14 protein-coding genes and 1 pseudogene are annotated in these 19,814 nt (G+C 68.9%); 8 read left to right on the top strand and 7 right to left on the bottom strand.

Annotated elements, in window-relative coordinates; all coding sequences use genetic code 11:
* Window positions 1-82: 82 nt before the first annotated feature.
* The 6 genes and pseudogenes from BLT45_RS16980 to BLT45_RS16955 form a co-directional block, all read left to right on the top strand.
* A pseudogene (locus BLT45_RS16980) lies at window positions 83-1,594 on the top strand (cytochrome ubiquinol oxidase subunit I); the annotation flags it as partial.
* Between the two features lie 87 nt (window positions 1,595-1,681).
* The gene (cydB, locus tag BLT45_RS16975; protein ID WP_093303599.1) at window positions 1,682-2,830 is read left to right on the top strand and encodes a cytochrome d ubiquinol oxidase subunit II; all 1,149 of its coding nucleotides are present in this window, start codon (window positions 1,682-1,684) and stop codon (window positions 2,828-2,830) included.
* A gap of 9 nt (window positions 2,831-2,839) precedes the next feature.
* Window positions 2,840-2,956, top strand: coding sequence for a cytochrome bd-I oxidase subunit CydX (cydX, locus tag BLT45_RS16970; protein ID WP_093303594.1), 117 nt, complete (start codon window positions 2,840-2,842; stop codon window positions 2,954-2,956).
* A 140-nt stretch (window positions 2,957-3,096) separates the two neighbouring features.
* A complete protein-coding gene (locus BLT45_RS16965) occupies window positions 3,097-4,137 on the top strand; it encodes an aromatic ring-hydroxylating oxygenase subunit alpha (RefSeq protein WP_093304308.1) in 1,041 nt (346 codons plus the stop codon).
* Window positions 4,101-5,459: an APC family permease gene (locus tag BLT45_RS16960; RefSeq protein ID WP_093303591.1), complete on the top strand. Its 1,359-nt coding sequence runs from the start codon at window positions 4,101-4,103 to the stop codon at window positions 5,457-5,459. The genes BLT45_RS16965 and BLT45_RS16960 overlap by 37 nt, the downstream gene beginning before the upstream one ends.
* Entirely contained in the window at window positions 5,452-7,518 is a 2,067-nt protein-coding gene (locus BLT45_RS16955; protein WP_093303588.1) for an oxidoreductase, read from the top strand. Before BLT45_RS16960 ends, BLT45_RS16955 begins: the two co-directional genes overlap by 8 nt.
* A 4-nt stretch (window positions 7,519-7,522) precedes the next feature.
* Here the strand turns inward: BLT45_RS16955 and BLT45_RS16950 are convergent, their stop codons facing one another.
* From BLT45_RS16950 to BLT45_RS16920, 7 genes are read right to left on the bottom strand one after another with little or no spacing between them, the layout of a single operon-like run.
* Window positions 7,523-9,130, bottom strand: a complete 1,608-nt coding sequence (locus BLT45_RS16950; RefSeq protein WP_093303584.1) for a family 43 glycosylhydrolase — start codon at window positions 9,128-9,130, stop codon at window positions 7,523-7,525.
* Between the two features lie 19 nt (window positions 9,131-9,149).
* Entirely contained in the window at window positions 9,150-10,823 is a 1,674-nt protein-coding gene (locus BLT45_RS16945) for a glycoside hydrolase family 43 protein (RefSeq protein ID WP_093303581.1), read from the bottom strand.
* A 14-nt stretch (window positions 10,824-10,837) separates the two neighbouring features.
* Window positions 10,838-11,746, bottom strand: coding sequence for a 2-dehydro-3-deoxygalactonokinase (locus BLT45_RS16940; protein ID WP_093303578.1), 909 nt, complete (start codon window positions 11,744-11,746; stop codon window positions 10,838-10,840).
* Complete coding sequence (locus BLT45_RS16935) at window positions 11,743-12,642, bottom strand: SMP-30/gluconolactonase/LRE family protein (protein WP_254771939.1); 900 nt, start codon at window positions 12,640-12,642, stop codon at window positions 11,743-11,745. The genes BLT45_RS16940 and BLT45_RS16935 overlap by 4 nt, the downstream gene beginning before the upstream one ends.
* A gap of 4 nt (window positions 12,643-12,646) precedes the next feature.
* Window positions 12,647-13,798 (bottom strand): galactonate dehydratase, encoded by a 1,152-nt coding sequence (gene dgoD / locus BLT45_RS16930; RefSeq protein ID WP_093303570.1) that lies wholly within the window; start codon window positions 13,796-13,798, stop codon window positions 12,647-12,649.
* On the bottom strand, window positions 13,795-14,418 hold the full coding sequence (locus BLT45_RS16925; RefSeq protein ID WP_093303566.1) for a 2-dehydro-3-deoxy-6-phosphogalactonate aldolase: 624 nt from the start codon (window positions 14,416-14,418) through the stop codon (window positions 13,795-13,797). The genes dgoD and BLT45_RS16925 overlap by 4 nt, the downstream gene beginning before the upstream one ends.
* Before the next feature lie 5 nt (window positions 14,419-14,423).
* A complete protein-coding gene (locus BLT45_RS16920; RefSeq protein ID WP_093303562.1) occupies window positions 14,424-15,164 on the bottom strand; it encodes an SDR family oxidoreductase in 741 nt (246 codons plus the stop codon).
* A 290-nt stretch (window positions 15,165-15,454) separates the two neighbouring features.
* On the opposite strand from BLT45_RS16920, the gene BLT45_RS16915 reads away from it, so the two are divergent.
* Window positions 15,455-16,456: a LysR substrate-binding domain-containing protein gene (locus BLT45_RS16915; RefSeq protein WP_093303559.1), complete on the top strand. Its 1,002-nt coding sequence runs from the start codon at window positions 15,455-15,457 to the stop codon at window positions 16,454-16,456.
* 297 nt (window positions 16,457-16,753) lie between these two features.
* The gene (locus BLT45_RS16910; RefSeq protein WP_093303554.1) at window positions 16,754-19,711 is read left to right on the top strand and encodes a TonB-dependent receptor; all 2,958 of its coding nucleotides are present in this window, start codon (window positions 16,754-16,756) and stop codon (window positions 19,709-19,711) included.
* Window positions 19,712-19,814 lie beyond the last annotated feature (103 nt).

Raw genomic sequence — 19,814 nt, 5'->3', positions numbered from 1 at the left:
GGGGGGTGCGACAGATGGTCGCCCCTGCCCATGACAGCGGCGGGGCTAGAATCCCCGTCAGACAACCGGGAGCCGCATCCCCATGCCGGACATGACCGTCGTCGAGCTGTCCCGTCTGCAATTCGCGCTGACGGCGATGTACCACTTCCTTTTCGTGCCGCTGACCCTGGGGCTGTCCTTCATGATCGCCATCATGGAGAGCGTCTACGTCATGACCGGACGCGACATCTGGCGGCGCATGACCCTCTTCTGGGGCACGCTGTTCGGCATCAACTTCGCCATGGGCGTGGCCACCGGCATCGTGATGGAGTTCCAGTTCGGCATGAACTGGTCCTACTACAGCCACTACGTGGGCGACATCTTCGGGGCGCCGCTGGCCATCGAGGGCCTGATGGCGTTCTTCCTGGAGGCCACGTTCATCGGCCTGTTCTTCTTCGGCTGGGACAAGCTGTCGCGGGTCAAGCACCTGATGGTGACCTGGCTGGTGGCGTTGGGCACCAATTTCTCCGCGCTCTGGATCCTGATCGCCAACGGGTGGATGCAGTACCCCGTGGGGGCGGAGTTCAATCCGGCCACCATGCGCATGGAAGTGACCGATTTCGCCGCGGTGCTGTTCAATCCCGTGGCGCAGGCCAAGTTCGTGCACACGGTCAGCGCCGGCTACGTGCTGGGTGCGGTGTTCGTGATGTCGATCAGCGCGTTCTACCTGTTGCGGGGACGGCACGTGGAGCTGGCCAAGCGCTCGATGGCGGTGGCCGCCAGTTTCGGCCTGGCCGCGGCGCTGTCGGTGGTGGTGCTGGGCGACGAAAGCGGCTACGTGGCCGGCGAGAACCAGAAGATGAAGTTGGCCGCCATCGAGGCGATGTGGGAGACCGAGCCTGCACCGGCGGGATTCACCGCGTTCGCGATCCCCAACCAGGAGGCGCGCGCCAACCACTATGCGGTGCATATCCCGTGGGTGATGGGCCTGATCGGCACGCGCTCGTTCAATACGGAGATCCCGGGCATCGGCGAACTGGTCGAACGGGCGGAGGGCCGGATCCGCAATGGCCAGCTCGCGTACGCGGCGCTGCAGCAGCTGCGCGCCGACCGCGGCGACGTGCAGGCCAAGGCCGTGTTCGACCACCACTGGCGCGACCTGGGGTATGCGCTGCTGCTCAAGCGCTATCGCGAGGACATCGGCAACGCCACCGAGCAGGAGATCGCACGCGCCGCGGCCGACACCATCCCGCGCGTGGCGCCGCTTTTCTGGAGTTTCCGCCTGATGGCGGGCATCGGTTTCTATTTCATCGCCTTCTTCGCCGTGGCGTTCTGGCTGGCCACGGTGCAGAAGCTGGACCGCTACCGCTGGTTCCTGAAACTCGCGCTCTACAGCCTGCCGCTGCCATGGCTGGCGATCGAGGCGGGCTGGCTGATCGCCGAGTACGGACGGCAGCCCTGGGCCATCGATGGCGTGCTGCCGACCTTCCTGGCGGCGTCCGGACTGAAGCTGCACCAGGTCGTCATTTCGTTGACCGGCTTCGTGCTGGTGTACACGACCCTCGCCGTCATCGACGTGTACCTGCTGCGCAAGGTGATCCTGAAGGGGCCGGACGACATCCCGGGCGGCGGGCGGCACCCGGACCAGGCCGGCGCACCGCTCGCCCCCGCGTCCACGACCGCACCCTGACAGGAGGACGACATGGACACGATTCCCCTCGACTACGCCACGCTCCGCCTCATCTGGTGGCTGCTGCTCGGCGTCCTGCTGATCGGTTTCGCGGTGATGGACGGTTTCGACCTGGGCGTCGGCACCCTGCTGCCCGCCGTCGCGCGCACCGATGCCGAGCGCCGGCTGGTGCTGAACGTGGTGGGGCCCGTGTGGGAAGGCAACCAGGTCTGGCTGATCCTCGGCGGCGGCGCGATCTTCGCGGCGTTCCCGGCGCTGTACGCGGTGAGCTTCTCCGGCTTCTACCTGGCGATGTTCCTGATCCTGTTCGCCTTGATCCTGCGGCCGGTCGGCTTCAAGTTCCGCAGCAAGGTGGAGGACCCGCGCTGGCGTGCGGCGTGGGATTGGGCGCTGTTCGTCGGCGGCTTCGTGCCGGCGCTGGTGTTCGGCGTGGCGATGGGCAACGTGTTGCTGGGCGTGCCCTTCCATTTCGACGAGACCTTGCGTATCCACTATTCCGGTGGATTCTTCGCGCTGCTGTCCCCGTTCGCGGTGCTGTGCGGGCTGGTCAGCGTGGCGATGCTGGTGGCCCATGGCGCCAGCATGCTGGTGATCAAGACCGAGGGGCCGGTTGCGGCGCGGGCACGCCGGTTCGGCGCGTGGGCGGCGCTGGCGACGGTCGTGCTGTTCGTATCGGCCGGCGCGTGGCTGGCGCTGGGCCTGGATGGCTACGCCGTGGTGGCGGCGCCGGCGGCCGACGCAGCGTCCAATCCGCTGTTCAAGGAGGTGGCGCGCACGCGTGGCGGATGGATGGCCAACTACCAGGCCATGCCATGGACCTGGCTCTTCCCCGTCCTCGGCGTGGCCGGCTCGCTCGCCGCGGCATGGCTGCTGCGCGCCGGCCGCGGCATGGCCGCGTTCCTGGCCTCCGCGCTGGCGATCGCTGCCATCATCCTGACCGAGGGCCTGGCGGTGTTCCCGTTCCTGCTGCCCTCGTCCACCCATCCCGGCTCCAGCCTCACGCTCTGGGATGCGTCGTCCAGCCACATGACGCTGTTCGTGATGCTGCTGGCGACCTGCGTATTCCTGCCGCTGATCCTGTTCTACACCGCCTGGGTGTACCGCGTGCTGCGCGGCAAGGTGAGTGCGGAAAGCATGGAACAGAACCACAACGCCTACTGAGGAACGACCATGTGGTACTTCTCCTGGATACTCGGCGCCGGCCTCGCCGCGAGCTTCGCCATCCTCAACGGCATGTGGTACGAGATGCGCGAGAACGATCGCGAGGCGGCCGAACGCGACGCCTGACGGCGCGCCTGTTCCGCTGTACGGCAAAGTCCTGCCCCGCCCCGGGGCGCTTCGTTGCCGGGCCCGTTCGCGCCGCGTAGGCTTGGGCGGCGCCGCCCGGGAACCCGGGTTGCGGCGTGACCACCACCGACGGGAACGCCATGCCGAGCACCGCCATTCCCCTTGAGCGCGCCCATGCGCTGCCCGCCCGTTACTACACCGGCGAGGCGACGCTGGCGATGGAGCAGGCGGCCGTGTTCCAGCGCAGTTGGCAGCTGGTCGCCCACCAGGAGCAGCTGGCGGACCCCGGCGACCACGTCGTGGAGCGCGTCGGCGGAGTGCCGGTGCTGGTGGTGCGCGGCCAGGACGGCGTGCTGCGCGCCTTCCCCAACGTGTGCCGCCACCGCGCGGGCCCGCTGGCCCTGTGCAACGGCAAGGGCGCACGCGCGCTGCACTGCAAGTACCACGGCTGGACCTACACGCTGGACGGGCAGCTGCGCAGTGCGCCCGAGATGCAGGGCGCCGTGGATTTCGACGTCGCCGACATCCGCCTGCCGCCGCTGCGCGTGCACGCCTGGCAGGGACTGGTGTTCGTCGCCCTGCACGAGAACGTTCCGCCGTTCGAGGACGTCTACGCCGGCATCGCAGAGCGCATCGCGCCGATCGACCTGGCCGCGATGCGCTTCCACCGCCGTGACAGCTACGACATCGCGTGCAACTGGAAGGTCTACGTGGACAACTTCCTCGAGGGCTACCACCTGCCGCACGTGCACCCGGGCCTGTCCAAGGTGCTCGACTACCGCGCCTACGACACGGAGCTGTTCCCCTGGCATTCGCTGCAGCACTCGCCGCTGCGCGGCAGCGGCGACGTCTATGGCGATGGCGATGCGTTCTATTACTTCGTCTTTCCCAACGTGATGCTCAACATCATGCCGGGGCGCCTGCAGACCAACCGCATCCTGCCCCTGGGGCCGGAGCGCTGCCGGGTGGAGTTCGACTACTACTACGCGCAGGACGAGGCGGCGCTGGCGCGCATCGCCAACGACCAGGCCTTCAGCGATGAAGTGCAGGACGAGGACATCCGCATCTGCGAAGCGGTGCAGCAGGGATTGGCGTCCGGTTTCTACGACGCAGGACGCTTGTGCCCGAAGCGGGAAAGCGGCGTATGGCATTTCCACACCCTGCTGAGGGCCGCGTATTGAAGCCGCCCACGCCGCCGCGCGACGGAAGGACGATCGGCTTCTGGACCTGCACCGCGCTGGTGGTGGGCAACACCATCGGCATGGGCATTTTCGTGCTGCCGGCCTCGCTGGCGCCGTTCGGCTACAACGCGCTGCTGGGCTGGGGCATCACGGTGCTGGGCTGCCTCGCGCTGGCCCGGGTGCTCGCCCGCCTGGCGCGCCTGCTGCCCGGTGCGGACGGGCCCTACGGCTACGTGGAGCACACGCTGGGCGGCCTGCCGGCGTATGCGGTGCTGTGGTCGTACTGGGTGTCGAACTGGATCACCCTCGCGGCGCTGGCCACCGGTGTGGCCGGCTACGCCGCGGCGATCTTCCCGCCGCTGGCGCGCGTGCAACCGGCCGTGCTGGGCCTCGGCGTGCTGTGGCTGTTCGTGGGGGTCAACCTGCTGGGCGTGCGCAGCGGCGGCCGCGTGCAGGTGGTGACCACGGTCATGAAGCTGCTGCCGATGCTGGCCGTGGCGGTGCTGGGCGCCTGGATGCTGATCGAATCGCCGGCGTCGTATGCCGCGCACCCGCCGGCGAAGCCGATCAGCCTGGGCGATGCGATGGCGGCCTCCACGCTGGCGCTGTTCGCGATGTTGGGCATCGAATCGGCGACGATTCCCGCCGCGAAGGTCGACGACCCGGGTCGCACCATTCCGCGCGCGACGCTGACCGGCACCGGCATCACCGCCGCCATCTACCTCGTGGTCTCCGCCGTGCCGTTGCTGCTGCTGCCGCATGCCGAACTCGCCCAGTCGAGCGCGCCGTTCGCGCTGGTGATGGAGCGTTTCGCAGGTGAGGGCACGGGCCGGTGGATCGCGTTGTTCGTCGTCGTCAGTGGCCTCGGGGCCCTGAACGCATGGACGCTGCTGAGTGGCGAAATGATGCGCACGATGGCCGACAACGGCACGATGCCGAAGGTCTTCGCGCGCACCAACGCGTTTGGCGCACCCACGGCGGCGCTGGTGCTGACGGCCTCGCTGGCCAGTGCGATGGTGCTGATGAACTACAGCGAATCCGCGGTGGCGGGCTTCACCTTCCTCAGCACCGTGGTCACCGCCGCGAACCTGCCGCTGTACCTGGGCTGTTCGCTGGCCCTCGGCGTGCTGTGGTGGCGCGGCCAGCGCGATGCGGGGCGCGACCTGCTGGTCGCCGCGGTGCTGGGCACGGCCTATACGGTCTTCGCCTTCATCGGCATGGGGTCGCAGCCGTTCTGGCTGGCGCTGGCGCTGACGGTGGCCGGCCTGCCGTTGTACTTCCTGCTGCGCCGTCGTCATGGCCGGGCGGTACGGAATGCGTGATCCGCGCTACGACATCCTGTTCGAACCGGTGCGCATCGGGCCGGTGACGACGAAGAACCGCTTCTTCCAGGTGCCGCACTGCAACGGCATGGGCCATGCGATGCCGCTGGCGCACGCGGCCATGCGCGAAGTGAAGGCCGAAGGCGGCTGGGGCGTGGTCTCGACGGAAGAGTGCGAGATCCATCCCAGCAGCGACCTGACGCCCTATGTCGAGGCGCGGCTGTGGGACGACCGCGACATCCCGGCGCTCGCCCTGATGTGCGACAAGGTGCACGCGCATGGCGCGCTGGCGGCGGTGGAGCTGTCGCACAACGGACCGACCGCGTCCAACCTGTATTCGCGCGAAGTGCTGCTGGCGCCCTCGCACCAGCCGTCGAAGTACGGCTACCCGGCGCAGGCGCGCGCGATGGACCTGCGCGACATCGCCGAGTACCGCCGTTGGCACCGCGAGGCGGCGGTACGCGGCATGAAGGCCGGCATGGACATCGTCTATGTCTATGCCGCGCACGACCTGTCGTTGCCGATGCACTTCCTGCAGCGGCGCCGCAACCAGCGCAGCGACGCCTACGGGGGCAGCCTGGAGAACCGGGTGCGCCTGCTGCGCGAGGTGTTGCAGGATACGCGCGAGGCGGTCGGCCATCGCTGCGCCGTGGCGCTGCGCTTCGCCACCGAAGAACTGCTGGGTCCGGGCGGCGTGGAACTGGCCGAGGCGCAGGACATCGTCGGCCTGCTGGCCGAGCTGCCGGACCTGTGGGACGTCAACCTCGCGGCCTGGTACAACGATTCGGTGCCGTCGCGCTTCGCCCGCGAAGGTGCGCAGGAACCCTTCATCGATTTCGTCCGCAAGGCCACCACCAAGCCGGTGGTCGGCGTGGGCCGCTTCACCTCGCCGGACACGATGGTGTCGCAGATCCGTCGCGGCGTGATCGACCTGATCGGCGCGGCACGCCCCTCCATCGCCGACCCCTACCTGCCGCGCAAGATCGAGGAGGGGCGCGTCGACGACATCCGCGAATGCATCGGCTGCAACATCTGCGTGTCCGGCGACATGACGATCTCGCCGATCCGCTGCACCCAGAATCCCAGCATGGGCGAGGAGTGGCGCAAGGGCTGGCATCCGGAGCGCATCGCCGCGAAGGCGAGCGAGGCGCGCGTGCTGGTGGTCGGCGGCGGTCCGGCTGGACTGGAGGCGGCGCGCGCGCTGGGCCAGCGTGGGTACGAGGTGCATCTGGCCGAAGCACGGCGCGAACTGGGTGGGCGTGTCACCCGCGAAGCGCGGCTGCCGGGCCTGGCCGAATGGGCGCGCGTGCGCGACTGGCGGCTGGGGCAGATCGGCAAGCTGGCGAACGTCAGCACCTACCTCGACTCCGCACTCACCGCGCAGGACGTACTCGACTTCGGCGCCGACCATGTCGTCATCGCCACCGGCTGCCAGTGGCGGCGCGATGGGTTCGGCCGCACGCATGGCTTGGGGGTCGCCGACTTCGTCGGCAACCCGCGCATCTTCACCCCGGACGACCTGATGGACGGGCGTTGGCCGGAAGGCCGCGTGGCGGTCTACGACGACGACTATTTCTACACCGCCAGCGTCGTCGCCGAGGCGCTGCGCCAGCGTGGTTGCGAGGTCACGTACCTCACCCCGGACGACACCATCGCCTCGTGGAGCGCGAACACGCTGGACTACCGCCATATCCAGTGGCGGATGGCCGAACTCGGCGTGGCGCAATGTGTCTCGCACATGGTCACGGGCTACGCCGACACCACGCTGGCGCTGGAGCACGTGTGGAGCGGTGCCGCCGCGTCGCTCACGTGCGATGCCGTGGTGCTCGTGACCGCGCGCCTACCGGACGATGCCCTCTATCAGGCGCTCCGGCAGCGCGAAGCCGAGTGGGAGGGGGCCGGCATCCGCACCGTGTCCTGCATCGGCGACGCGCTGGCGCCCGGCCTCATCGCGCACGCGGTGTACGCCGGCCATCGCTATGCGCAGGAACTGGACGCACCGAAGCACGACGAGGTGCCGTTCAAACGGCACTTCCACCACGACACACCGGGGGCCTGACGCGTCAGGCGAGAGCGCGGTAGCGGAAGTCGCTGAACTCGACGGTCCCCGCACCGGCGCTGTACAGCGCCACCCGCAGGCTGAGGAAGCCACCGAACACGTTGTGGTGCAGGCCGGACACTTCCATCCGGGTGTCCAGACGCTTCCAGGTGCGGCCTTCATCGTGCGAGTGATGCCAGGTCACGACGTGGTGATCGTAGGTCAGGCGGAGGCGCACGCGCCGCGTCGGCATCGCTCGCCGTGCCCAGGTCTGCTCTTCCGCGTACTGGAAGACGCGCAGGCCCTCGGGCGCAAAGCCAAGGCCGACGAAGGCCTTCGGGCTGTAGAAGAGCAACAGGCCGCCTTCGCCGCCGTCGATCAACGTCAGCGTGACCTCGGCCTGATAGGCGCGGTCGCCGACGATGCATGCCAGCGCACTGCCGTCGGCAGGCGACGTGCCCGCACCGGCGAGGCGAAGCGATTTCGTGCCATACCGCACGCGTCGCATCTCGTCCGGTCGCGGCGCTTGGAAGGCCCACTGCGTGCCGAGCCGGTCGCGCGAGAAATCATCCGACAGCGCGATGCCGGCGACGCCTGCTTTGCCACCGCGCGGCACGGGCAGGGGGCGCGACAGGTCGCCGCCGCGCGCGCGGAACCAGCCATCGTCCGTCCATTCGATCGGTTCCAGCAGCGTCTGCCGGCCGAGCGTGCGATAGCCGTTTTCGTAGCCGTGGTAGACCATCCACCAGCCGCCCGCGGGGCCTTCGACCAGCGTCGCGTGCCCGCGCGACCACCAGGGCTCGGCCTCGTTCTGCGTGCGCACCAGCGGGTTGTGCGGGCAATGCTCCCACGGGCCGTGGATCGAGCGCGAACGCGCGGCGATCACCATGTGGCCGGTCACGGGACCGGCCGTGCCGCCGACCGCGGTGACCAGGTAGAACCAGTCGCCGCGCCGCGTCAGCTTGGGGCCTTCCGGGGCGAAGTTCTCGGTGATCCAGTCGTCCGGATAGCGCCACGGTTGGTACGCAGGTTCGAGCGCCCCGTCCGTCGCCAGACCATCGTCGGTGAGGCGCACCTTGCGGATGCCGTTGACGAACAGGTAGCGCCGGCCGTCTTCGCCCACGGCATGGCCGGGATCGATGCAGCCGTCGATGTGCAGGTCGACCGGTGCGCTCCAGGGGCCACGGATAGCGTCGGCCCAGATGACGTGGATCTTCCACGCGCCGCCCTGCGCCAGCGCCGGCAGGTAGATGAAATAGCGATCGCCGTGCTTGCACAGGTCGACCGCCCACACGGTACCGACCGGCGTGCGCAGCGCGGGCGCGAGCGGCGTCCAGTTGACGAGGTCGGTCGAGTGCCAGATCACCAGGCCGGGATAGGCGTCGAACGACGAGAACGTCATGTAGTAGTCGTCGCCGTCCTTGAGGATCGTGGGGTCGGGACGATCGCCGGCGACGATGGGGTTGAGGTAGGTGCCGTCGCCGAGATCGGCCTTGCGCTGGCCTTCCACGCCGGTGGCCTGCGAGGCGTGCGTTGGCGCGCGGAGGGTCGCTGCCGCGCGCGACGACAGCGGCCAGGTGGCCAAGCCGGCAAGTCCGGCCTTGATGAGTGCGCGACGCGACGTGCCTGGCATGCCGATCTCCTGCGTGCGCTCAGCGGCGGACGGCGTAAGGGCCGAACGTGTTGCCGATGAAGCCACCCGCGGTTTCCACGCTCAACAGGCTGGCATCGAGGCCCGTCGCGACCGACGTCCATTCACCGGGGGCCAGCGCGTACGCGGCATCCAGGCGCGGACCGTCGACGCGGAAGCGCAGCGATACCGGACCGTGGCCTTCGTCCAGCGGAATGCGCGCCAGGCGATCTCCTTCCTTCGCGCCCTCGCGACCGCTGCGCCGGTACAGCGACACGGCCAGCCCGCGTTCATCGCGTTCGACGCCGAGCACGTAGTGCCCGTATTCGTTCTGCAGCAGGACGAGGCCCGCCAGTTCGCCGGTAGCGGGCTCGAACGATGCCAGCGTGGTTTCAAGCGTGGCTGCGTGATGCTGCAAGCGATGGGCGATGTACGACGGCTGGCCAGGCGCCGTGCCGAAGGCGCCCAGCGGCATCGCGCCCGGCGTGATCGTCAGGCCGTCCTTGCCGGTGGCATACCAGCGGCTCTGCGGCGGATGCAGCGTCATCCACGCCAGCGGCAGCGTGGGCGCCTCAAAGCGCTCCGTCCACGTGATCGGTCCGCTGGTCGGCAGCGGTTGCGGGTTGCGCGGCAGGTCCGGGCGCTTCGCGACCATCGGCACGCGTTCGCCGCGTGGCAGGATCACCGGCCAGCCGTCCTTCCAGGTGACCGGCAGCAGGAAGGTCTCGCGGCCCAGGTTGTATTGATTGCCGCGATAGGGTCGCGTGGCGAGGAACACCGCCCACCAGGTGCCATCCTTGAGCTTGACGAACTGCGCATGACCGGTGGAGGTCACTGGATCGGCGCGCTTCGGGTCGAGGTCGCGCTGGGTCAGCGAGGGGTTGGAGGGTGCGGGCTGATACGGGCCGGCGAGCGCACGGCTGCGCCAGACCATCTGCGCATGCTGCTCACCGGTGCCGCCTTCCGCGGCGGTCAGGTAGTACCAGCCGTCGTGCTTGAAGATGTGCGGGCCTTCGACATGTTCCGGGTTCGTCGCCGGATCGGCGCCGCCGTCCACCAGCAGCAGGCGCGTGCCGACGCGTTCGCGCTTCGCGAAGTCGAAGCGCTGCAGCCAGATCGCGCGATGGCCGTCGTAGCGGAGCTTCCCGTCGGGCACGTCGTTATGGACCACCCATGCGCTGCCGTCGTCGTCGAAAAACAGCGAGGGATCGATGCCGCTAACGCCGAGCCAGATCGGGTCAGACCACGGTCCGGCGGGATCCTTCGCCGTCACCACGAAGTTGCCGCGGTCGCAGTAGAAGCAGGTGTTGGCGATGTAGAACGTGCCGTCGTGATGGGCGAGGGTGGCGGCGAACAAGCCGCGCGTCAGTTCTTCCTTCTCGCCGTAGTTGATCTGCCCGGGACGGTGGATCGCGTTGCCGACCTGCGTCCACGACACCAGGTCGGTGCTGCGGAAGATCGGGAGCCCCGGGAAATAGCCGAACGTCGATGTCACCAGGTAGAAGTCGTCGCCGACGCGGATCGCGGATGGGTCGGGGTAGAAGCCCGCGACGACCGGATTGCGATACGCGTCCGCTCCCACGGCCGGGCCGCCATCGTCGCCGTGGTAGCGCACCTCGCGGAAGACCGCATCGCCCGCCCATGCGGGATCAATCGTCAACCATGCCGCCAGGATCCACGCGCAGTGCTTCAGCATCCGGTTTTCCTCTACTAGTAGGGGGCGGTCGCGGTCCGCCGGGCCCACAGCGCGTGCAGGCCGCGCGCGGACAGGTCTTCGGGATGGCGCTGCACGCCCACGCCCAGGGTGGTCAGTGCGTGCGCGTAGGACGCGAGCAGGCGATCGTTGCCGATCAGGTGCACCTGTGCCGGACGCGGCGCGTGCGAAAGCAGACCCGACGCCCGCAGCTCGTGGCCTATCAGCAGGCCGGACAGGTACGACGGCAGTGCCGGTTCGGCGAACTGCTGGAACAGACCCGTCGTGCGTACGCCGAAGAGATGATGGAGCAGGCCGCCGCCCTCCGCGCTGCGCTTCAGGCCGGCGTCGAAGGCGTAACCGTCGAAGCGCGCATCGCCGGCGGGCATCAGCCGGCCGAGGATGCTGTGCTGGCGCAGCAGGGCGAAGAGTTCGCCGGTCATCGCGGTGGCGATGCGCTGTACCTGGCCGTCGCGCACCGTCACCCACTTGCTGTGGGTGCCGGGCAGGCACACGACATGGGTGCCGCCGGGCAGGGCATCGAGCAGGGCGGCCAACTGCGTTTCCTCGCCGCGCATCACGTCGGGCACGCTGTCCGAATCGCTGTCGCGCAGGCCGGGCACCAGCCACAGCGCGCGGTCGTCGAAGCCGGGCGGATGGAAGCGCTGCATGCCCATCGCCAGCGCATGGTTGCCGGCCGGGCACGGGAGATACGGCATCTCGTGCCAGCCGCCGCGTCCGCCGACCATGCCGCACAGCAGGATGTCGGCATCGTCCCAGCCGGCGATTTCCTGCGCGAGCACATCGCCGAAACGACCAGCGCACGCCAGCACGCCCTGGTCGCTGCGGCGGCGCTCGCGCACCTGGCCGTCGTCGGCCATCCGGTACAGGCGCAGGCTGCTGGTGCCCCAGTCGACGGCGATCATGGCAGGCGCACCCGGTCGGTCGCGCGCGCCAGCGCGCGCGGGAGGCAGTGGGCGAACACGCCGCCCGACAGCGGCGCCGCGGCGAGCGCCACGGCGTCGAGTCCGACGCGTGCGCTGGTCACGTACAGCGTGTCGTCGCGCAACACGCAGCACGACGGCTGCGGGGCCGGCACCGTCACGATGCGGTCGATGCGGCCGTCCGCCAGATAGCGCACCACGCGACCAGCGCCCCACTGCGCGTTCCACACGGCGTCCTCGGCATCGACGATCGAGCCGTCGGGCTCCGCGCCGGGCACGTCGAGGTCGACGAATACGCCGACGTCGGACACGGTCGCGGTCGCGGCGTCGTAGCGGCAATGCAGGATCCGCGGCGTCACCGAATCGCAGAAGTACAGGCGCGTGCCGGTGGCGTCGAAGCAGATCGAATTCGGGATCGCGGCGCGCGGCAATGCGAGTTCGCGCAGGCCATGCGCCGCGGTGTACTGATGGAAGCGGCCGGTCGGCCGCAGGTCGGCGTGCTCGCTCTTGGTGCCGAACACGAAACCGCCATGGCGGTCGGCGCGGCCGTCGTTGACGCGGCTCATCGGGTCGTCGGCGTCGACGTCAGCCAGGCGCTCGAGGGCGAGTTCTCGGCTGGTGAGCTGCGCTTCGACATCGCTTGCGTACAGGCCCTTGGCCAGGCCCAGCAGCAGGCGCCCGTCCTCGGCCAGCGCCAGGCAGCCCAGCGGGGCGGGCAGCGACCACGTGTGCGTGTGGCCACTGTCGGGATCGTGCCGCCACAGCTCGGCGGCGAGGATGTCGGTCCAGTACAGGACGCGCCGGCGATCGCACCACAGGATGCCTTCGCCCAGCGTGCAGCGGCTGTCGACGGCCAGGGTCGCCAGCGCCGTGGTCACGGCATCACCACTCGGCCACGCTGCCATCGGCATGCCGCCACAACGGGTTGCGCCAGCGCGGCGGATGCCGGTGCGCTTCGACCAGGCGGTCCTCGTCGATCTCCACGCCCAATCCGGGCTTCGGCAGCGCGGCGATGCTGCCGGTGTCGTCGCAGCGGAAATCCTCCTGGTTGAGCACGTAGTCCAGCAGGTCTGCGCCCGTGTTGTAGTGGATGCCGATGCTCTGTTCCTGGAGCATCGCATTGTGCGCGACGAAGTCCACCTGCAGGCAGGCGGCCAGTGCGATCGGGCCCAGCGGGCAATGCGGCGCCAGCGCGACGTCGTGCGCTTCGGCCATCGCGGCGATCTTCACGCACTCGGTGATGCCGCCGGCGTGCGACAGGTCGGGTTGCAGGATGGCCAGCCCGCCGGCCGCGAGCACCGGCTTGAACTCCGCGCGCGAGTACATGCGCTCGCCCGCGGCGAGCGGGATCGAGGTCGCATCGGACAGCGGGCGGTAGTACTCCCACTGTTCCGGCAGCACCGGCTCTTCGACGAACAGCGGCTTGAACGGCGCCAGTTCGCGCAGCAGCACGCGCGCCATCGGCGCGCTGACGCGGCCGTGGAAGTCGATGCCGAAATCCACGCGGTCGCCCATCGCCTCGCGTATCGCCGCGACCTTCGCCACCGCCGCGTCGATCGCGCGCGGGCTGTCGATCAGCTTCAGCTCCTCGGTGCCGTTGAACTTGAACGTATCGAAGCCCTGCGCCTGGTAACGCTGCATTTGCGCGACGATGTCCGCCGGCCGGTCGCCGCCCACCCAGCGGTAGGTCTTCATGCGGTCGCGCACGCGGCCACCGAGCAGCTGGTACACCGGCACGCCCAGCGCCTTGCCCTTGATGTCCCACAAGGCCTGGTCGATGCCGGCGATGGCGCTCATCAGGATCGCGCCGCCGCGGTAGAACCCGCCGCGGTAGAGCACCTGCCACAGGTCGTTGATGCGCGCCGGATCCTGGCCGATGAGGTAGTCGGCCAGTTCGTGCACCGCGGCTTCCACCGTGCTCGCCCGCCCTTCGATGACGGGCTCGCCCCAGCCGGTGACGCCCTCGTCGGTCTCCACCTTGAGGAAGAGCCAGCGCGGTGCGGCGTGGAAGGTGCTGACGCGGACGATCTTCATGCGGCGTGGTCCAGGTAGGCCTGGCGGAAGCGTCGCGCGTGCTCGCGCGTGCGCTCGACCGGCTGGCCGGGCTTGTAAAGTTCGCCGCCGATGCCGGCGCCCTGACAGCCGGCTGAGAGGTAGCCGGAGAGGGTGTCGGGCGTGACGCCACCGACGGCGAATAGGGGAACCGGCGGCAGCACGCTGCGCAGGGCACGCACCATGGCCGGTCCGTAGACGGAAGCGGGGAACAGCTTGAGCATCTGCGCACCGGCGTCGAGCGCATCGAAGGCTTCGCTCGCGGTGGCGACGCCGGCGGCGACCTGCAGGCCGCGCTCGACCGCATGCCGGATCACCGGCGGGCGTGTGTTCGGCGTGACCGCCAGGCGGCCACCCGCGGCCACCAGCGCATCGACATCCGCGGTCGTCAGCACGGTACCGGCGCCGATCAGCGCGTGGCCGCCGAACGCATCGGCAGCGACGCGCACGCTGCGCGTCCACTCCGGCGAGTTCGTCGGGATCTCGATCGCGTCGTAGCCTTCCTCCACCAGCGCGCCGACGTGCGCGGGCACGTCGTCCGGCGTGATGCCGCGCAGGATCGCGATCAGCGGCAGGGCGAAGGGAAGGGTGGGCGCGTCCATGCGGGTCAGTCGTGGTAGACCTGCGAACGGCCGCCATCGATGGTGATGTCGGTGGCGTTGATGAAGCGCGCTTCGTCGCTGGCGAGGAACAGCGCGGTGTAGGCGACTTCCTCCGGCGTGCCGATGCGCTTGGGCGGCAACAGCTCGGCCTGGCGCTCGCGCGCACCGTGTTCGCGTGCGAACCAGGCTTCGATGCGCGGCACCAGGATCAGGCCCGGCGAGATCGAATTCACCCGGATGCCGCGCGCGGCGTACTCGATGCCGAGCGCGCGCGTCAGTCCCACCAGCCCGTGCTTGGCGACCGGATACGGGAAGCAGCCCGCGATGATCTTGTGCCCGTGCACCGAGGCGATGTTGACGATGCTGCCGGCGCCCTGCGTCTGCATCGACGGCAGCACCGCGCGGCACACATGCCATGCGCCCTTGAGGTTGAGGGCCAGGCAGCGCTCCCAGTCCTCGTCGGACAGCGTGAGCGGATCCGAGAACACATCCGCGCCGGCGTTGTTGACCAGCACGTCGATGCGTCCGTGCGCGGCGAGCACCGCCTGCACGGCGGCATCGACCGCAGCGGCGTCGGTGATGTCGGCGATGTGGTGCTGCACGCCGTCATCGGCGGCAGGGGCGGTCTGCCTGTCCAGGCCCACGACCGTGGCGCCCTCGCGTGCGAACAGCTGCGCCGTGGCCGCACCGATGCCGCTGGCGGCGCCGGTGACCAGTGCGATCTTGCCTGCCAGGCGTCCGCTCATGGACGCACGGCTCCACGTGGCGTGGACGCGACGATGGCGGCGGCACGCGACGTGCCGTCGGACTGCGATGTCGCCATGGGGCCCTCCTCCCGGCGGTGATCGGATGCGGGAACCCCCGCGGCGGACCTGTGCCGGCCGTCGCCGGGACCTCCCCTCGCGGACGGTCAGGCATGGCCGCCGACCCGCGTTCGAAGCGTGGCATAGCCTCGCGTGGGCATCTATGTACGACAAATGAAATTTTTGTCATAGGCTATTCCGCACACGAATAGCTCGTGTTCCCGGAGGCGACCATGGTCCACCCCACCACCGGCTGGTTCGGCGCCACGCGCCTGAAGACCCGCCATTTGTCCCTGTTGCTGCACCTCTACGAACAGCGCTCGGTCCTGCGCGCGGCCGAGGCCGCCAACATGACCCAGCCGGCGGCATCCAAGCTGCTGGCGGAGATGGAAAGCCTGTTGGGCGTGCCCTTGTTCGAGCGCCACGCGCGCGGCGTGGAGCCGACCTGGTACGGACAGGTGCTGATCCGCCGCGCCCGCTCCGCGCTGTCGGAGATCGGCCGCGCCCATGACGAGATCGCCGCGCTGCGCAGCGGGCGGATGGGCCAGGCGGCGATCGGCACCGTGGTCAATCCCGGTACCACCCTGGTGCCGCAGGCGATCGCCGCGGTGAAGCGCGATTTCCCCGACATCCTGATCAAGGTCGAGATGGACTACAGCCGGCCGCTGGTGGCCAAGCTGCTGGACGGCCAGCTGGATATCGTGGTCGGCCGCATCATGGGCCCGGAAGGCGCCGGCGAGCTGGATTTCGAGCCGCTGGCCGACGAACCGCACGCGGTCATCGTGCGTGCGGGGCACCCGCTCACCCGGCGTCCGCGCATCACCCATGCCGATCTCGCCGACTACGGCTGGATCATGCCGCCGGCCGCCAGCGTGCTGCGTTCGCGCCTGGACGCGGTGTTCCTCGAGCACGGCCAGCCGCCGCCGCAGAACATCGTGGAAACCGCATCGCTGCCGGTGATCATCCACCTGCTGCGGCACAGCGACCTGCTGACCGCGCTGCCGGCCGAATCGGTGGGCCCGTACCTGCAGACGGGGCAGATGTGCGTGCTGCCGATCGAACTGGGCGTGCGCATGGAGTTCTTCGGCATCGTCCGTCGCCGCGACCAGTTGCTGTCGCCGGGCGCCGAGCGGGTGCTGGACGCATTGCGCGCCACAGCCCGTCGCCTGTATGCCGACCTGGAGCCCTCCCCGACAGGCACGGTGCCGCCCGGTCGCGGCGACGGGGCCGACTGAGCCCGAAGACCTATTCGGGTTGGATATAGCTGGTGATCAATATTTCATTGGTACGGCATGTCAGCGCCGCCTATGCTCCCGCCGCAGTCACAGGAAGGCGGTCCCACGGCCGCCAGGTGATCGCCAGGCACCGGCCGCAAGGCCCCGGATGCCGCGGCGTCCCACGGGAAAGACCGATGTAACGACACCGCAGCCGGGCGCTGCCGGCGTCACCGCTTCATCCGGCCACAGGGCGCGAAGACGCCCCGGCGGGACCACAACTCAATCGTTTGTCATGTGTCCTGGGAGGGAACATCCATGTCAACGCGTCAGCGCCGCACCGCGGCTGGGCCCCGTGCGGGCCGTTCCGCCGGCCGCCCCCTGCAACCCACCGTCCTCGCCCTCGGCATCGCCCTGTTGCTGTCCGCGCCCGCGTTCGCGCAGGAAGCCGCGCCGGAAGCGAAGGACGGCGAGAAGACCACCGAACTCGATGCGGTCGTCGTCACCGGTATCCGCGGCTCCGTCTACAGGGCGCAGGACATCAAGCGCGACGCCGACACGTTCGTCGACTCGGTCACCGCGCTCGACATCGGCGCGTTGCCGGACCGCAGCGTCACGGAAACGCTGTCGCGTATTCCCGGCGTGACCATCGACCGCTTCCTGACGGTCGGCGATCCGGAGCATTTCTCTGCCGAAGGCGGTGGCGTGCAGGTGCGCGGCCTGACCCAGGTGCGCTCCGAATTGAACGGCCGCGACAGCTTCTCCGCGTCCGGTGGCCGCAGCCTCAGCTTCCAGGACGTGCCCGCCGAGCTGATGGCCGGCGTGGACGTGTACAAGAACCAGAAGGCCGACATGATCGAAGGCGGCCTCGGCGGCACCGTCGACCTGCGCACCTTCATGCCGTTCGACATCGAGGGCAGCCGGTTCGGCATGTCGTTCAGCGCCAACCAGGGCGATTTCGCCGACCAGCTGAAGCCCTCGGGTTCGGTGCTCTTCAGCAACCGCTGGGACACCGAAGCAGGGGAGTTCGGCATCCTGGTCAACCTCGCCCACTCCGAACTGGCCACCCGCACCGATGGCATGTTCGTGCGGCCGTTCTTCAATACCGCCAACTCCGACCTCAACAACGACGGCACCAACGAGAACCTGTGGCTGCCCCGCGGCGCCGACTGGCGCACGCTGGAGTACGAACGCGAGCGCCAGGGCGCCTACGTCGCCCTGCAATGGCGGCCGAGCGACCGCCTGGAGCTGTTCGCCACCGCCTTCCAGAGCCGCTACGACGAACTCTGGTACGAAGACGCGATCTTCGTCTCCAATGATCCGCTGCAGGTGCGCGTCGATGCCAGCCAGCCCTACGAACTCGACGGCAACGTCTTCGTCTCGGGCCGCCTGCGCTCGAACGGCGACATCCCGATGGGGACGGACATCCGCGCCTCGCACCGCAAGTCCGACACCACCGATTACTCGTTCGGCCTGAAATGGCTGTTCAGCGACCGCACCGAGTTCTCGACCGACCTGCAGTACATCAAGGCGAATACCGAAGCGCTGGATTCCACGGTATCGCTGGGCCTCAACGTGCCCTACATCGACATCGACCTGGGCCATGGCGTTCCGCGCATCGGCGTCGACAACCAGTTCACCGCCAACCCCGCGAACTACTATTGGGGGTTCACGATGGACCACCAGGACGACAACACGGCCGATGAAGTCGCCTGGCGCGCGGACCTGAAGCACAGCTTCGACAGCAATTTCTTCGATTCGGTGAAGTTCGGCGTGCGCGTCACCGACCGCGATGCGCACAGCATCGATACCGGCTACGACTGGCAGCCGGTCTTCCAGCCGTGGATGCAATGGTGGGCGCTGCCGGGCGGCGTGCCGCTGCCGGGCCTGGACCTCAACGGCACGGTCAATTCCAGCCTGACCAACCTGATCACCTTCGACAACTTCTACCGTGGCGGCGCTTCGACGCCCGGCTCGTTCTACTCGCCCGTGCTGGCGACGGCGCTCAATTTCCCGAACAGCTACCTCGACATCCACGGCGCGGCCATTCCGTACTATCTGCCGGGCGCGCCCTACGGGCAGATCACGCCGCGCAACCTCGCCGATCCGCAGTGGGGCAACGTGCAGAACGAGCGCACCTACGCCGCCTACGCGATGCTGAACTTCGCGATGGACGATGCGCGCATCGACGGCAACGTCGGCGTCCGCGTCGTGCGCACCGAGAACAGCGCCAGCGGTTACCTGGTCTATCCGAACAATGCCTTCGCGCCGTATCTGGGCACGGGCCAGTCGGAGCCGATCTCCGCGGAGAACTCGTACACCGACGTGCTGCCCAGCGCCAACCTGAAGTGGGAGCCGGCGGATAACTGGATCGTCCGCTTCGCCGCGTCCAAGGCCATCGCGCGCCCGGCCTTCAGCGACATGCAGGCCTATCAGGTGCTCAGCGTGGCCGTACGCGACGGCGTCAATCCGCAGCCGGGCGACGAACTCGGCCCCGAGGATCTGGAGCTCACCGGCAGTTCCACCGACAACCCGTACCTGACGCCGATGAAGGCCAACCAGTTCGACCTGTCGCTGGAGTGGTACTTCGCGCCGGAAAGCGGCGGCATGGCCTGGGTGAACTTCTTCTACAAGGACATCAAGGACTACTTCCGCCAGCAGACCGAGCTGCTCGCCTATCCGGGCGTCGACGGCAACGACTACGACTATCGCGTGTCACGCCTGGTCAACGTCGGCAAGGCGAAGATCCAGGGCGCGGAAATCGGCTGGAACCAGTTCTTCGATTTCCTGCCCGCGCCGTTCGACGGCCTCGGCATGTCCGCCAACTACACCTACATCGACAGCTCCACGAGGATTCCGGCCGCGTCCAACGCGGTGCCCGTCGACACCGACGGGTCGCTGTTCGACGACCTGCCGGCCGATGGCCTCTCGAAGAACTCGTACAACGTCGCGGCGTTCTACGAGAAGGGTCCCTGGCAGGTCCGCTTGGCCTACAACTGGCGCAGCGAATACCTGCTGTCGATCGGGCCCAACGGCTACAACGGCGGCGACGGCGGCATCCCGTGGAAACTGCCGGTGTACAGCGACAGCTTCGGCCAGCTCGACGGATCGATCTTCTATCGCATCTCCGACAACGTGCAGTTCGGCCTCGAGATGAACAACCTCAACAATGCCGAGCAGCGCACGCTGATGGACCAGAACGGTGCCGGGAAGCGCATCACCTCCTGGTACGTCAACGATCGCCGCTACGCCGCGACGCTCCGCTTCACGTTCTGATGCAGCCCATGGAACGGCCGGTGCGCCGGCCGTTCCATCGATGGACCGGTGCACGCCTGGTGCGGCGCCCGAGGTGTGCTTCCTGCCGGCGCACCGTTGTTCC

The organism is Pseudoxanthomonas sp. CF385 (assembly GCF_900104255.1).
In the GTDB taxonomy this organism is placed as follows: Bacteria; Pseudomonadota; Gammaproteobacteria; order Xanthomonadales; family Xanthomonadaceae; genus Pseudoxanthomonas_A.
This window is presented reverse-complemented; position numbering and strand designations above follow the sequence as displayed.